Annotated in this window: 13 protein-coding genes; 10 read left to right on the top strand and 3 right to left on the bottom strand. The window is 65.7% G+C overall.

Translation table 11 applies throughout. From position 1 onward, the window contains the following. Positions 1 to 41: 41 nt before the first annotated feature. On the bottom strand, positions 42 to 650 hold the full coding sequence (locus NP3_RS01560; RefSeq protein ID WP_063037014.1) for an SACE_7040 family transcriptional regulator: 609 nt from the start codon (positions 648 to 650) through the stop codon (positions 42 to 44). 93 nt (positions 651 to 743) lie between these two features. Here NP3_RS01560 and NP3_RS01565 point away from each other — a divergent pair, with 93 nt between their 5' ends. The 10 genes from NP3_RS01565 (at position 744) to NP3_RS01610 (ending at position 12,561) form a co-directional block, all read left to right on the top strand. Further along, complete coding sequence (locus NP3_RS01565; protein WP_063037016.1) at positions 744 to 2,333, top strand: carboxyl transferase domain-containing protein; 1,590 nt, start codon at positions 744 to 746, stop codon at positions 2,331 to 2,333. Between the two features lie 5 nt (positions 2,334 to 2,338). Further along, positions 2,339 to 4,372: an acetyl/propionyl/methylcrotonyl-CoA carboxylase subunit alpha gene (locus NP3_RS01570; RefSeq protein ID WP_063037034.1), complete on the top strand. Its 2,034-nt coding sequence runs from the start codon at positions 2,339 to 2,341 to the stop codon at positions 4,370 to 4,372. Continuing rightward, a complete protein-coding gene (locus NP3_RS01575) occupies positions 4,369 to 5,529 on the top strand; it encodes an acyl-CoA dehydrogenase family protein (RefSeq protein WP_063037018.1) in 1,161 nt (386 codons plus the stop codon). Before NP3_RS01570 ends, NP3_RS01575 begins: the two co-directional genes overlap by 4 nt. Further along, positions 5,526 to 6,014, top strand: coding sequence for a MaoC family dehydratase (locus tag NP3_RS01580; RefSeq protein WP_063037020.1), 489 nt, complete (start codon positions 5,526 to 5,528; stop codon positions 6,012 to 6,014). Before NP3_RS01575 ends, NP3_RS01580 begins: the two co-directional genes overlap by 4 nt. Next, the gene (locus NP3_RS01585) at positions 6,011 to 6,823 is read left to right on the top strand and encodes an HpcH/HpaI aldolase/citrate lyase family protein (protein ID WP_063037022.1); all 813 of its coding nucleotides are present in this window, start codon (positions 6,011 to 6,013) and stop codon (positions 6,821 to 6,823) included. The genes NP3_RS01580 and NP3_RS01585 overlap by 4 nt, the downstream gene beginning before the upstream one ends. A 31-nt stretch (positions 6,824 to 6,854) precedes the next feature. Continuing rightward, positions 6,855 to 8,798, top strand: coding sequence for an acetoacetate--CoA ligase (locus tag NP3_RS01590; protein WP_063037024.1), 1,944 nt, complete (start codon positions 6,855 to 6,857; stop codon positions 8,796 to 8,798). A 259-nt stretch (positions 8,799 to 9,057) separates the two neighbouring features. After that, positions 9,058 to 9,312 (top strand): type II toxin-antitoxin system Phd/YefM family antitoxin, encoded by a 255-nt coding sequence (locus NP3_RS01595; protein WP_063037026.1) that lies wholly within the window; start codon positions 9,058 to 9,060, stop codon positions 9,310 to 9,312. After that, entirely contained in the window at positions 9,309 to 9,749 is a 441-nt protein-coding gene (locus NP3_RS01600; RefSeq protein WP_063037028.1) for a type II toxin-antitoxin system VapC family toxin, read from the top strand. The genes NP3_RS01595 and NP3_RS01600 overlap by 4 nt, the downstream gene beginning before the upstream one ends. A gap of 101 nt (positions 9,750 to 9,850) precedes the next feature. Beyond that, complete coding sequence (locus NP3_RS01605; RefSeq protein WP_063037030.1) at positions 9,851 to 11,140, top strand: TetR/AcrR family transcriptional regulator; 1,290 nt, start codon at positions 9,851 to 9,853, stop codon at positions 11,138 to 11,140. A 179-nt stretch (positions 11,141 to 11,319) separates the two neighbouring features. Next, complete coding sequence (locus NP3_RS01610; RefSeq protein ID WP_063037032.1) at positions 11,320 to 12,561, top strand: TetR/AcrR family transcriptional regulator; 1,242 nt, start codon at positions 11,320 to 11,322, stop codon at positions 12,559 to 12,561. Between the two features lie 13 nt (positions 12,562 to 12,574). Here NP3_RS01610 and NP3_RS01615 read toward each other — a convergent pair whose 3' ends face one another. Together NP3_RS01615 and NP3_RS48865 are read right to left on the bottom strand one after the other, a co-directional pair. Further along, positions 12,575 to 13,735 carry a lipase family protein gene (locus NP3_RS01615; RefSeq protein ID WP_444980772.1) on the bottom strand — a complete coding sequence of 387 codons (1,161 nt, stop codon included), beginning with the start codon at positions 13,733 to 13,735 and terminating at the stop codon, positions 12,575 to 12,577. 246 nt (positions 13,736 to 13,981) lie between these two features. Beyond that, complete coding sequence (locus NP3_RS48865; protein WP_245720758.1) at positions 13,982 to 14,527, bottom strand: Rv1363c family protein; 546 nt, start codon at positions 14,525 to 14,527, stop codon at positions 13,982 to 13,984. Positions 14,528 to 14,646 lie beyond the last annotated feature (119 nt).

Below are 14,646 nucleotides of genomic sequence, written 5' to 3' on the forward strand. Positions count from 1 at the left end.
GCTCCGTCGGGGCTGGAACAGGCTTGAAAAGGGGCGAACGATCAACCCGGCGCCGCCTGCACCAATGCGGACAGCGCCATCCGGCGCAGTATTGGCCGGGCCCGGGTGGCGGTGGCATTGGTGGCGCTGTGCGGCGTGGAGTTCATCAAGCCGAAGCCCGCATGGGCCTGCACCCGCGCGGTCTCCTCCGGCAGCTCCGGATGCAACTCCCGCAGCACCGCCACCCAGATCTCGACGTACTGACGCTGGGTGCGCCGCAGTTCGCGCCTGGGCCCGGGCGGCACGTTCTCGAGGTCGCGGTCCTGGATCCGGATGAGTTCGGGCTCGCCGAGCGCGAAGTCCAGATGGAAATCGACCAGCCCGTCCAGCGCCTCCCGCGCCGACCCGGTTCGTGCCACCACCGCCTTCCCACCGGCGAGCAACCGCTGACTGACCCCGATGAGCAGTTCGACCAGCAGCGCTTCCTTATTCGGGAAGTGCCGGTAGACCGCCGGACCGCTGATCCCGACGGCCGCGCCGAGGTCGTCCAGGCGCATGCCGAAGAACCCGCGATCGGCGATGAGCCGGGCACCCGCATCGAGCAGCTGCGCTCTTCGCTGCAGCTTCAGTTGTTCCCTGCGGGTGGGCGCGACCGGGTCGGTGCTGGTCACACGCGCTCCTTTCAGCACACCTGGACATCTCGGTTAATCAACATTAACCTGAATTCCAGTTATCGGCGACTAACTGGATGGCAGGACAGCGTGATGACGGTGACCGAACAGGTCGGGGTCGACAACCGCGCGGCACACGGGGCGCTCCTGGAGGATCTGCGCGCCCGGCTGGCCGCGGCGGCGCTCGGCGGGCCCGCGAAGGCGCGCGAGCGGCATGTGGCCCGCGGCAAGCTGCTGCCCCGGCAGCGGGTGGATCAGCTGCTCGATCCGGGCAGCCCGTTCCTCGAGCTCTCGCCGCTGGCCGCGACGGGCATGTACGACGACGAATGTCCCGGCGCCGGGATCATCACCGGCATCGGCCGGATCTCCGGGCGGGAATGCGTGATCGTGGCCAATGACGCCACGGTCAAGGGCGGCACCTACTACCCGATGACGGTGAAGAAGCATCTGCGCGCCCAAGAGGTCGCATTGCAGAACCAGTTGCCGTGTGTGTATCTCGTCGACTCCGGCGGTGCGTTCCTGCCGCGCCAGGACGAGGTCTTCCCGGATCGGGAACATTTCGGCCGCATCTTCTTCAACCAGGCGACCATGAGCGCCAAGGGAATTCCGCAAATCGCGGCGGTACTCGGTTCGTGCACCGCCGGAGGTGCGTACGTACCAGCGATGAGCGACGAGGCGGTGATCGTGCGCAATCAGGGCACGATCTTCCTCGGCGGCCCGCCGCTCGTGAAGGCCGCGACCGGCGAGGTGGTCACCGCCGAAGAGCTGGGCGGCGGCGAATTGCATTCGCGCACTTCGGGAGTCACCGATCATTTGGCCGAGGACGACCAGGATGCGCTGCGCATCGTGCGCCGCATCGTGGCCACGCTCGGCCCGCGCCCGGCGAGCCCGTGGGAGGTGACGCCGACCGTCGCGACCGCGAAGCCGGAGTCCGAACTGTACGACGTGGTCCCGGTCGATCTGCGCACGCCGTACGACGTCCGCGAGGTCATTCACCGGCTGGTCGACGGCGAAGACGGATTCCACGAATTCAAGGCCGAATACGGCAAGACGCTCGTCACCGGATTCGCGCGCATCCACGGCCATCCGGTCGGCATCATCGCCAATAACGGCGTGCTGTTCAGCGAATCCGCCATGAAGGGCGCGCATTTCATCGAACTGTGCGATAAGCGCAAGATTCCCCTGCTGTTCCTGCAGAACATCACCGGTTTCATGGTCGGGCGCGATTACGAGGCGGGCGGCATCGCCAAGCACGGCGCGAAGATGGTCACCGCGGTGGCGTGTGCGCGGGTGCCGAAACTCACCGTGGTGATCGGCGGATCGTACGGCGCGGGCAACTATTCGATGTGCGGGCGCGCGTATTCGCCGCGCTTCCTGTGGATGTGGCCCAATGCGCGAATTTCGGTAATGGGTGGCGAGCAGGCCGCCTCGGTGCTGTCGACGGTGCGCGGGGATCAACTCGACAGCAGCGGGCAGCCGTGGTCGGCCGCGGACGAGGAGGCATTCAAGGCGCCGATTCGGGAACAGTACGAACATCAGGGCAATCCGTACTACTCGACCGCGCGGCTCTGGGACGACGGCGTCATCGACCCCGCCGATACCAGAACCGTGCTCGGACTTGCCCTTTCGGTGTGTGCGCAGGCACCGCTCGAACCCGTTTCCTACGGCGTCTTCCGGATGTGATCGCGATGATGAACAAATCCCATCCCATCGATTTCGACACCGTGCTCGTCGCCAACCGCGGCGAGATCGCGGTGCGGGTCATCCGCACCTTGCGCGCCATGGGAATTCGCTCGGTCGCGGTCTACAGCGACGCGGACGCGCAAGCCAGGCACGTGCGCGAGGCCGATACCGCGGTGCGCCTGGGTCCGGCCCCGGCCCGGGAAAGTTATCTGGATATCAAAAAGGTCGTCGCCGCGGCGGTGCGCACCGGCGCCGAGGCCGTGCATCCGGGTTACGGATTCCTATCCGAGAATGCGGCTTTCGCGGCCGCGCTGGCCGAGGCGGACATCGTCTTTCTCGGGCCGCCTGCCAAGGCGATCGAGATCATGGGCGACAAGATCGCGGCAAAGAACACCGTCGCCGCCTTCGATGTGCCCGTCGTCCCTGGCATCGCCCGTCCAGGGCTCACCGATGCCGAATTGATCGACGCCGCAACCGATATCGGCTATCCGGTACTCGTGAAGCCCTCCGCCGGTGGCGGCGGTAAAGGTATGCGACTGGTCGAGGAGCCGTCGGCATTGCCCGCGGCGCTGGCCAGTGCCCGGCGAGAGGCGGCCGCGGCATTCGGTGACGACACCCTGTTCCTGGAGCGGTTCGTCACCCGGCCACGCCATATCGAGGTGCAGATCCTGGCCGACCAGTTCGGTCACGTGATCCACCTCGGTGAACGCGAATGCAGCCTGCAGCGGCGGCATCAGAAAGTGATCGAGGAAGCCCCGTCACCGCTGCTCGATGCCGCGACCAGGGCACGCATCGGCGCCGCCGCGTGCAATACCGCACGCAGCGTCGACTATGTCGGTGCGGGGACGGTCGAATTCATCGTCTCCGCCGATCGGCCGGACGAGTTCTTCTTCATGGAGATGAATACCCGGCTGCAGGTGGAACATCCGGTCACCGAGCTGGTCACCGGGATCGACCTGGTGGAGTGCCAGGTGCGCGTGGCGGCCGGGCAGAAGCTGGCGGTCGAGCAGGATGAACTGCGGCTCGTCGGACATGCGATCGAGGCCCGCGTTTATGCCGAGGATCCCGGTCGCGGCTTCCTGCCCACCGGCGGCACGGTGCTCGACCTGTCCGAGCCCGAAGGCACAGGCGTGCGCGTGGATTCGGGACTGCGCATCGGAACCGTCGTCGGCAGCGATTACGACCCGATGCTGTCGAAGGTCATCGTGCACGCCGCCGATCGCCATGCCGCGCTCGCGAAACTCGATCGGGCACTGAGCGATACCGTCCTGCTCGGCGTCACCAGCAATATCGAGTTCCTGCGCTTCCTGCTGGCCGACCAGGATGTGGCCGCCGGAAAACTCGATACCGGACTGCTGGATCGCCGCGTCGGCGACTTCCAGCCCGCCGCGGTCGGGGATGAGGAATTCGTCGCCGCCGCCGCCTATCACTGGCTGCGACGCTGGCCTGCCGCACCGAGCGATCCGTGGGATATCCCGTCCGGGTGGCGCATCGGCACACCCGCGCCGACCACCATCAGGCTCGCGGGCGGCGACCGCACTGAGCACGTTTACCTGACCGGTACTCCCGATGCGGCCGAGGTGCATCTCAACAGCAGCGAATCAGTCTTGCTCACTGCGGATTTCACCGACGGCAGGCTGGTCCTGACGCTGGACGGACTGCGCCGGGAGTTCCGCGTCGCGGAGCACGAAGGTCAGCTCTGGGTGGCCGGACCATCCGGTGTCGCCGTGCTGCGTGAAGTGGCCGAGCTGAATGTCCGCGGCGGCGCCGAACACGTCGGTGACGCCGAAATCCGCAGTCCCATGCCGGGTTCGGTGATCGCGGTACCAGTCGCCAACGGTGCCACCGTCGCCGTAGGGGCCCCGGTCGTCGTGGTCGAGGCCATGAAGATGGAGCACACCCTCACCGCACCGGTCGCGGGCACCGTCGAAGTCCTGGTCGAGCCGGGCGCCCAGGTCCGCCTCGACCAGCCGCTGGTGCGCATCGCAGCGGCTCCCACCGAACCCGAAACCGACGAGCTAGAAGGAACTTCCGAATGACCGACTTTCTGTCCACCGGCACACTGCCCGAGGACTATCGCGACCTGGCACTGACGGTGCGCGATTTCGCCAAGTCGGTGGTCGCCCCGGTAGCCGCCGAACACGATGCGAACCATACGTTTCCGTACGAGGTCGTCGCGGGCATGGCCGATATGGGCCTGTTCGGCCTGCCGTTCCCGGAGGAGTACGGCGGTATGGGCGGCGACTACTTCGCCCTTTGCCTTGCGCTGGAGGAGCTCGGCAAGGTCGATCAGAGTGTGGCGATCACGCTGGAGGCCGGTGTCTCGCTGGGCGCCATGCCCATCTACCGCTTCGGCAACGATAAGCAGAAGCAGGAATGGCTGCCGCAGTTGACAAGTGGGCGCAATCTCGCCGCCTTCGGTCTCACCGAACCCGGTGCGGGCAGCGATGCGGGCGGCACCAGAACCACCGCGGTCGCCGACAGCGGCGAATGGGTCATCAATGGCAGCAAGCAGTTCATCACGAACTCCGGCACCGATATCACCAAACTGGTGACGGTGACCGCGGTGACCGGACAGTCGGGCGGCAAGAAGGAGATCTCGACCATCCTCGTGCCCACCGACACCCCCGGCTTCGTAGCCGAACCCGCCTACAACAAGGTCGGCTGGAATGCCTCGGATACGCACCCGTTGAGCTTCACCGATGTCCGGGTGCCGGAGGAGAATCTGCTCGGCGAGCGCGGCCGCGGCTATGCCAACTTCCTGCGCATTCTCGACGAGGGCCGCATTGCCATCGCGGCGCTGTCGGTCGGCGCGGCCCAGGGCTGTGTCGACGAGAGCGTGCGCTATGCCAAGGAACGCGAGGCCTTCGGCCAGGCCATCGGCCGCAACCAGGCCATCGCCTTCAAGATCGCCCGTATGGAGGCGCGCGCCCACGCCGCCCGCACCGCCTACTACGACGCCGCCGCACTCATGCTGGCGGGCCAACCCTTCAAGAAGGAAGCCTCCATCGCGAAGCTGGTGGCCAGCGAGGCGGCCATGGACAACTCCCGCGACGCTACCCAGATCTTCGGCGGCTACGGTTTCATGAACGAATACGCTGTGGCCAGGCACTATCGCGACAGCAAGATCCTGGAGATCGGCGAGGGCACAACGGAGGTGCAGTTGATGCTGATCGGACGGGAGCTGGGTCTGTGACGGAGACAAACGCTCCACGCCGGGTGGTGCAGCGCGGACTGTGGTTCGAGGAGTTCGAGATCGGCGTGGTGTACGAGCACCGGCCGGGCCGGACCATCACCGAGGCCGATAACGTCCTGTTCACCACGCTGACCATGAACACCCAGGCGCTGCACCTGGACGCTGCCTTCAGCGAACAGCTGCCACCGTTCCACCAGCGCCTGGTGAATTCGATGTTCACCCTCTCCACGCTGATCGGCCTCTCGGTCGCGCAACTGACGCAGGGCACGATCGTCGCCAACCTGGGCTTCTCCGAGGTTGCCTTCCCAAAGCCGCTGTTCCACGGCGACACCATGTATGCCGAGACGGTGGTCACCGATAAGCGCGAATCCAAGAGCCGTCCGGGCGAAGGCATCCTCACCTTCGCGCACACCGCACGTAACCAGCATGGCGATATTGTGGCGACGGCGGTACGCAAGACATTGGTACGCAAGGAGCCCGCATGAGTTGGCAAATGCCAGGACCGGCTTGGCTGTTCTGCCCCGCCGACCGGCCCGAACGCTTCGAAAAGGCCGCCGCGGCGGCCGATGTGGTGATCCTCGATCTCGAAGACGGGGTCGCGGCCGGGGATAAAGCGGCCGCGCGCAAGGCGCTCGTCGAGACTCCGTTGGATCCCGAAACCACCGTGGTCCGGGTCAATGCCGTCGGCACCGACGAGCACGAGTCCGATCTCGCCGCGCTGGCGCAGACCGAATATCGACGGATCATGCTGCCGAAGGCCGAATCCGCCGAACAGCTCGGCTCCCTCACCGACTACGAGGTGATCGCGCTGATCGAATCGCCGCTAGGCGCCATGGCCGTCGGGCGAGCGGTATTGGCGCGCAATGCGATCGGGGCCATGTGGGGTGCGGAGGATCTGGTCGCTGGGCTCGGCGGCAACTCCAGTCGGCATGCCGATGGCAGCTATCGCGATGTGGCACGCCATGTTCGGTCGACCACACTGCTGGCGGCCAAGGCGTACGGCAAGTTCGCGCTCGACTCGGTGTATCTGAACATCCGCGATCTCGACGGGCTGCGCGCCGAAGCAGTCGACGCGGTCGCGAGCGGGTTCGATGCCAAGGTGGCGATTCATCCGAGCCAGGTGCCGGTCATCCGGGCGGCCTACGCCCCGTCGAACGACGAAATCGACTGGGCCCGAAGGGTACTCGACGAAGTCCCGAACCATCGGGGCGTCTTCGCGTTCGAGGGCCGCATGGTCGATGCCCCGGTACTGCGGCATGCCGAGCAGATCGTGCGGCGTGCGAACCACACCTGATTTCCGAAGACTCTCCCCAGGAGGTAATGCGGTGCAACCACAATGGGTGCCGACCGAATCAGATATCGCGGAGGCGCGCATCACCGACTTCGCCCGGTTCGTGGCCGCGCGCACCGGGCAGTCCGCGCCGGATTACCGGTCGCTGTGGCAGTGGTCGGTCGACGATCTGCCCGGCTTCTGGGGTGCGCTGTGGGATTACTTCGAACTCGGACCGATCGCGGGCGAGGTGCTGGCCAGCGCCGAAATGCCGGGCGCGCAGTGGTTTCCGGGTACCAGGCTGAACTATGTCGATCAGGTCGTGCGGCAGTTCCGCACCGATCGGCCCGCCATCGTCGCGGTGACCGAGGACGCTCCGCTGCGCGAGGTGTCCTGGAGCGAATTGATCGACAGCACAGCGGCATTCGCGCGCACACTGCGTTCGCTCGGCGTGCAGCCTGGTGATCGGGTGGCCGGATACCTGCCGAATATTCCGGAAGCGGTGATCGCCTTCCTGGCCACCGCGAGCATCGGCGCGGTGTGGAGCGCCTGCGGTCAGGACTATTCGCCGAAGGCGGCGTTGGACCGGCTCGGCCAGCTCGAACCCACCGTGCTGGTCACCGCGGACGGCTATCGGTTCGGCGGTAAGACGCATGACAAGCGCGACGATATCGCGGCATTGCGGGCCGGACTCGACACCGTGCAGACGACGGTCGCGGTCTCCCAGCTGGGCCTGCCGGTACCGGACGCATTGGCCTGGACCGAGGCGGCCGCCAATAGCGAGACCGTCGTCATCGAAACCGAGACGGTCGATTTCGACCATCCGCTGTGGATCGTCTTCTCCTCCGGCACCACCGGACTGCCCAAGGGCATCGTGCACGGGCACGGCGGCGTCGTGCTGGAACATCTCAAAGCCGTTGCGCTGCAAGCCGATATCGGCCCCGAGGACACCTTCTTCTGGTACACCAGCCCGAGCTGGATGATGTGGAACTTCCAGGTCGCCGGACTGCTGGTCGGCGCGACCATCGTCTGCTACGACGGTAGCCCCACCTACCCGACCCCGGATGCACTGTGGCACATGACATCCCAGGTCGGCGCTACCGTGCTCGGCACCAGTCCGGGCTACGTGCTCGCCTGCATCAAGGCGGGTGCGGTGCCGCGCACCGATCACGATCTCACCGCACTGCGGCAGGTCGGCATCACCGGTTCGTCACTGCCGCCCGCATCGGCGGTGTGGTTGGGCGAGAATGTCGGCGACCACGTCCAGGTCGCCTCGATCAGCGGTGGAACGGATGTGGTCTCCGCCTTCATCGGCGGCGCGCGGACCGTACCGACCTGGCCGGGTGAGCTTTCCGCGCCCTATCTGGGTGTCGCACTGGAGGCCCTCGACGCCGATGGCAAGCCGGTCCGCGACGAGGTCGGCGAACTCGTCATCACCAAGCCGATGCCATCCATGCCGATCCGCTTCTGGCACGATCCGGACGGAATCCGTTACCACGACGCGTATTTCGACATGTTCCCCGGAATCTGGCGGCACGGCGACTGGATCACCATCACCGAACGCGACAGCATCGTGGTACACGGCCGCTCCGACTCCACCCTCAACCGCCACGGCATCCGCATGGGCAGCGCCGATATCTACCAATCCGTCGAGCGCCTCCCCGAAATCACCGAGGCCCTCGTCATCGGCGCCGAACAACCCGACGGCGGCTACTGGATGCCGCTGTTCGTCACCCTCACCCCCGGCACCGACCTCACCGACGACCTGAAAACCCGCATCAACACCACCATCCGCACCGAGGTCTCGCCCCGCCACGTCCCCGACGAAATCATCCTCGCCCCCGGCATTCCGCACACCCGCACCGGCAAAAAACTCGAGGTCCCCATCAAGAAGCTCTTCCAGGGCGCCGACCCGACGCGCGTCGTCGAACGCAGCGCCGTGGACAATCCCGAACTACTCGACTGGTACGCCGCCATTCGCCCCGATACTCAGCACTGATTCGGTATCGATCCGTGCATGGCGAGACCGCCGTTCGGTGGGAGCGCCGCGATACGGATCTACTTGTGGCGGTATAGATTCCACCGAACACCACGGCCTCGGTGGCGCTCGACGGCGCGCGGCTCGATGAGATTCTGCTCGATGGAGCGTTACTGACCGGACATCGAGATGTGGGAGCAGCCGCTCGACGCTGAGCCGGAGATAGCGAAGCAAGTGGCTACAATATTGCAAAGAGAAGTAGTCACATGAAGGAGACAGCGTGGACGTCGGCATCAGGGAACTGCGCGATAACCTCAGCCGTCATCTGGCCGAGGTCCGCTCCGGACATACGGTGACCGTCACAGACCATGGGCGCCCGGTCGCTCGCATCGTGCCCGTTGGGCAACCGACGCGGCTGGAGCAACTTCGCACCGAAGGGCGCGTGCAGCCCGCGCGTAAAAAGAAGCAGCCCGCGCCCGAGCCGATTCGTGGCGAGGGCATGGTCAGCGAGCTCATCGAAGAGCAGCGTCGATGATCGGCTATCTCGACACGTCAGCCTTCGTACCGCTACTGGTCAGCGAACCGAGCAGTAAGGCCTGTCGCCGATTCTGGGATGACGCCGACGCGGTTGTGTCGAGCAGACTGCTGCATGTGGAGACCACCGCCGCACTCGCGCAGGCGCATCGTATGGCGCGCCTGGACGACCAGGCGTACGCGTCGTGCCGACGGCTGCTCGACCAGCTCTGGCCGCAGCTCGAGATCACCGAGGTGGATGAGGTATTGGTCCGGCGCGCGGCCGAACTCGCCGACCTCCTCGCACTGCGCGGGTACGACGCCGTCCACTGCGCTTCCGCCGAACAGTTGGAGGACAACGATCTTGTCGTCGCATCCGGTGACAAACGCCTCCTCGATGCGTGGAAATCGTTGGGGTTGGCCACCTTCGACACCAACGCACCCGACGAGGCCGCCTGAACGCAGGAACTGACCCCGAAATGGGGCCGAGCTCCCCCACCTGGGCAAATCTGACCGACCTAGACAGCTGGGGGTGTCGAGGTTGTCGATACCATGGCGGCATGAGTGTCGACAATCGCCGTACGGCGCGCAAGGCGGTCAGCGGCGACTCGGCACCGCGGGAGATTCGGCGCAGGCCGAAGAATCGGCGGGCCCAGATCGCGGCGGCGTCGGCGGCCGCATTCGGCGCGCTGGGCTATCACGGTGTGAGCATGGAGGACATCGCGTCCGGGCTCGGGATCAGTTCGGCAGCGCTGTATCGACACTATCCGAGCAAGTACGCGCTGTTCCGGGAGGAATTGCTGCGGGTGGGCCGGGCCATGACCGAATCGGTCGAGCTGCCGGAGGTGGCCCGAGACAGGGGGACGGCAGCCGACGGAGTCGGCGGGGTGGGTGAACTCAGGACGCCGGAGCGGCGGCTGCGACAGGTACTCGACGCGCTGATCGGCGTCACGATCGAGAATCGGCCGACCGTCACCCTGGTGCGCTGGGAGGGCCGCTATCTCGAACCCGAGGACCTGACGGTTCTCACCGACCAGCAGCTCGCCGTCGTCGGCGCGATCGGTGTGCAATTGGCCGCATTGCGACCGGAACTCGCCGAGGACGAGTTGCGGTTGCTGCGCGCCGCCCTGCTCAGCGCGATCACCAGCATCGCTGATCACCATGCCAGTTTGCCCGCGAAATCCCTTGCCCGGCTATTGAGTTCGGCCTGCTGGTCGATCGTTCCCGCCGAGCTGCCAGCAGTGGACGCGGATGCCGAACTGCCGGTGGCAGCCGAGATTCCGGATTCGTTCAAACATGAGTTGTTGCTGCGCAAGGCCGTCGAACTTTTCCATGATCGCGGCTACCCGAATGTCAGCGTCGAGGAAATCGCCACTGCCGCAGGACTTTCCGCCGCATCGGCGGTGTACCGGTTCTATCGCGGCAAGAGCGATCTGCTCGCGGCCGCGTTCCGACGGGCCGCCGACCGGGTTTCCGGTGCGATCGGCCCGGCGGTGGCGGCGGCGGCCGACGCCGAAGCGGCCCTGACCACACTGATCGAGCAGTACGTCGAGGGTTCGTTCTCCGAGCGCGCGCTGACCTTCGTGTATTACACGGAGTTCCAGCATGTTCCGAGCGATGAGCGCACCGTGCTGCGGAATATCCAGCGGCTCAGCGTCGAAGAGTGGGCGCGGCTGCTGCGTGATGTGCGACCGGAGCTTTCACCCGCCGAGGCCCGCTTCCTGATCCATGCGGCCTTCGCGTTGGTGGTCGATCTGGGGCGCAACTTCAGTGCCGAACCGATCGCCTCCCCGGCCCGGGTTCGATTGCTCATGCAGCTGGTCCTGTTCGGACGCCCGGCGCGCTCGTAGTCCGCGCCCCTCCGCTTCGACATGCGCCTGTGGCCGTGCCCAGTATGTTAGTGAATATTCTGCATGGATTCCCCTAAGGCGATCCACGTAGTACCACATTTTTGTGATCTTCCATTCAATGCGTTTTCAGCCCTGGGAAGAGACGTCGAGCAAGCGTCCGGTTGGGCTAACATCGCGGGATGGATGCCGAGGATCGTCGCGCGCCGGAGGACGCGACCGCAGGCCGTACCACGCCATCGCGTGAGGTGCGCCGCCGCCCGCGCAACCGACGCGCGCAGATCGCCGCCGCCTCCGCGGAGGCCTTCGGCGCATTCGGCTACCACGGCGTGAGCATGGAGGACATCGCCTCGCGCCTCGATATCAGCTCGACCGCACTGTATCGGCACTATCCGAGCAAGTACGCGCTGTTCCGCGAGGAGGCGCTGCGGCTGGCCGGATTGAGTACCGAGGCTGCGCGCCTGCCCGAGCAACTGCGGGACCGACCCGCCGCCGAACGCCTCGACTACATCCTCGATGCGCTGATCGCGGCCTCCATCGCGAATCGTCGTAGCGCCGCACTGCTGCGCTGGCAGAACCGGTATCTGGCGGACCCCGATCGCCAGATCCTCATCGATCACCTGATCACCACCGATTCGGTGGCCCGCAAACTACTGGCCGAGACCCGGCCCGAGCTGCCCGACGGGGACCGGGCGGTGCTATCGGCCGCCGCGATGAGCGTGATCGGCAGCATCTCCGATCACCATGTCGCAGTGCCGGTGCGCGCGCTCACGGCACTGCTGCGCTCGGCCTGTCATGCGGTGACCGCGGGTGATCTGCCCGCACCCGGCGATGACACCGAATCCCTTGGCGCGAAGGAGGTTCCGCTCACTTTCAAACACGAGCTTTTGCTGGTCCGTGCCATCGAGCTTTTTCATGAGCGCGGGTATCCCAATGTGAGCGTGGAGGATATCGCCAATGCCGCGGGCCTGCCCGCCTCGTCGGCGGTGTACCGCTTCTACCGCAGCAAGGGCGACCTGCTCGCGGCCGCGTTTCGCCGTGCGGCGGACCGGGTTTCAGCGGCCATCGGACCCGCCATCGCCGCATCGGACACCTCCGAACAGGCACTGAGCACCCTGATCGAGCTGTATGTGCACGGCTCGTTCGCCGAGCGCGAGCTGACCTTCGTGTACTACGCGGAGATCAGTAATGTGCCGCCGGAGGATCGCACCGTACTGCGAAATATCCAGCGGCTCAATGTCGAAGAGTGGGCCAAACTACTCATCGGAGTCCGGCCCGAGCTCTCCGCAGCGGAATCACGGGTGTTGGTGCATGCCGCGCTGGCCTTGGTCGTCGACCTCGGTCAATGGCTCGGCCCCGATAACCCGCTCTGCTCACAACAGCGCATCGCACACCTGATGCGGGTAATCCTGTTCGGCCGCTGATCGCGGTCCCATCTCAGCAGGCCACAGGCGCGGGCTCACCGCGCATCCGGCCCTCGAGCCACTGCAGTACCTCGGGGGCGCCCTGTACCGCCGCGGACAAATGCTCGGGCGCGGACACCTGCATCGTCTGCAACCGCACCCCGGCGCCGCACCACCGGCGGTCGGTGTTGCCGATGGAGTCGACCGGAATCAGCGGGTCGGCGGGCGAATGCCATTCGAACATCGGTATTTCCGGCACCCCTGGATAGAGCTCCAGACTGTTCTCCTCCACCACCGACCGCGCGGCACGACTTTCGATGAACGACGTGCTGGTGACGAACTCGTTGGCACTGCCATTGACGCCCATGACGAGGATTTCGTTGGTGCAGCTGTTGGCCATGGCGCCACGGAGCGCGAGGCCACGTGGGTTGAGATAGGCGCCGGTCTGTATCTGGTCCGGGTACTCCCGCTCCAGACCGATCGCCGCTGCCATGGCCAGTCCGAAGGCCGGGTGCGGCTCGAGGCCCAGCCCCTGCGCCATCGTCACCAGGTTCTCCGGGACGCCGCCCATGGCCGCGCCCTGGAGCTGCACCTCGGGTGCGTACGACGGCTGCAGCACTGACGCCCATGCGGTGGCCAATCCGCCACCGGAGTATCCGGCCAGCGCTACCGGGCTGTGCTGTACGGCGAGGTCGGGCAGCTGTTTCACCGCCCGGATGCCGTCCAATACGATCTGACCACCCAAACGCGCTGCTCCGAGGGCGAACTGCGGTCCGAGATGATCCGGCAGCGCGATACTCCAACCGCGCTGCAGCACCGCATTCAACATCGATACCGTCGTCCCCAGATTCAGATCGCCGCTGTACAGCGCGTGCGATACCGCGCACTTCGTACCGAGCGCATTGATGAAATGCTGATACGACAGCAACGGCGCGTCGGGCTGATGGAACAGTGGGGTAATGACCGTAGTGGTCGCCGCGATCGGCCCACCGTGCGAATCGGTGGACCGGAACTTGACCAGCGTGGCGGTGGCACCGGCGAAGAGGGGCACCGGCGGCATTGCCCGCACCTCGAGCACGTCACCGGGGCTGTGCGCGCCCAGATCCGCCGGTGCGGCGTAGAACGGGTCCGGATCGGGCCACGGATACATCGGTTCCGCGGTTGCCGGCGTCGCCAGCAGCAGCGCGAGTGCCACACCGCCGAATGCACCGAGGGCATGGGACCAACCGCGATGGCCGCGGCGGAGAAAAAGAAGAATCAGACGAGTCAAGATCTCTACCTCCACGAGTTGTGCGGGGCATCCATCGACTAGCCAGGCTGAATTCGAGTGCAATCGTTGGCAAACTTACAGCGACATACAGCGGAGGGACGCAATACGCCGAAAAATGGCACTGCTTTTACTTTGTGCAACCGATCGACCTCACCGTTACGGAGGTATCGACTAGGACCGGGGCGGGGTAGCGAGGGGGGAGTTCACCTTGTTGACGAGCCAGCGGTCGTTTACCTTTTCCAGCCGCATCACCATGGATAGTTGACCTGGGGCGGGTTTGCCCTGGGTGCCCATGCTGGTGATGGTCTGGCCTATGACGACTATTGCCTCGGCGGAGGTGGTGTCGCCGGATTTGATCGCGCACTGGACGTCGTTGACTTTGGAGACCACTTCGCCCTGGGTGAGGACGTCGCGTAGTTCCTTGCTGGTGCTGTCGAATTGCTTCTTCCAGTCGCCGGTGGCGCCGTCGAGAACTGCGGCGAAGTATTTGTCGAGATTTTTTGCGTCGTAGTCGGCGAGTACGGGTCCGTATTGGCAGGCGGCGAGACGGGCGTCCTCGTGGGCGGTGACTATGGCCTTGTTCTCCTTGTTCTGGAGGTAGAAGAAAACCGTGGAGGCTACTGCGGCGGCGAGCAGTAGTGCGGCGGCGGCGCGGTAGGCGATCGCGGTCCGCCTATTGGGTGTGCGGAGGAATGCAAATCGTTTGGCCGCAGGCATTTTCGAACCCGCATCTGGCGTGGCGTCGGTACTCGACGCCGCATTGGCGTCGATATCCTTGCCCAGCGAGACGGTAACCTCCGGCACGTCGGCCCGCGCATTGTCGATCTCTTTGTCGG

The organism is Nocardia pseudovaccinii NBRC 100343, from assembly GCF_001613225.1.
GTDB lineage: Bacteria > Actinomycetota > Actinomycetes > Mycobacteriales > Mycobacteriaceae > Nocardia > Nocardia pseudovaccinii.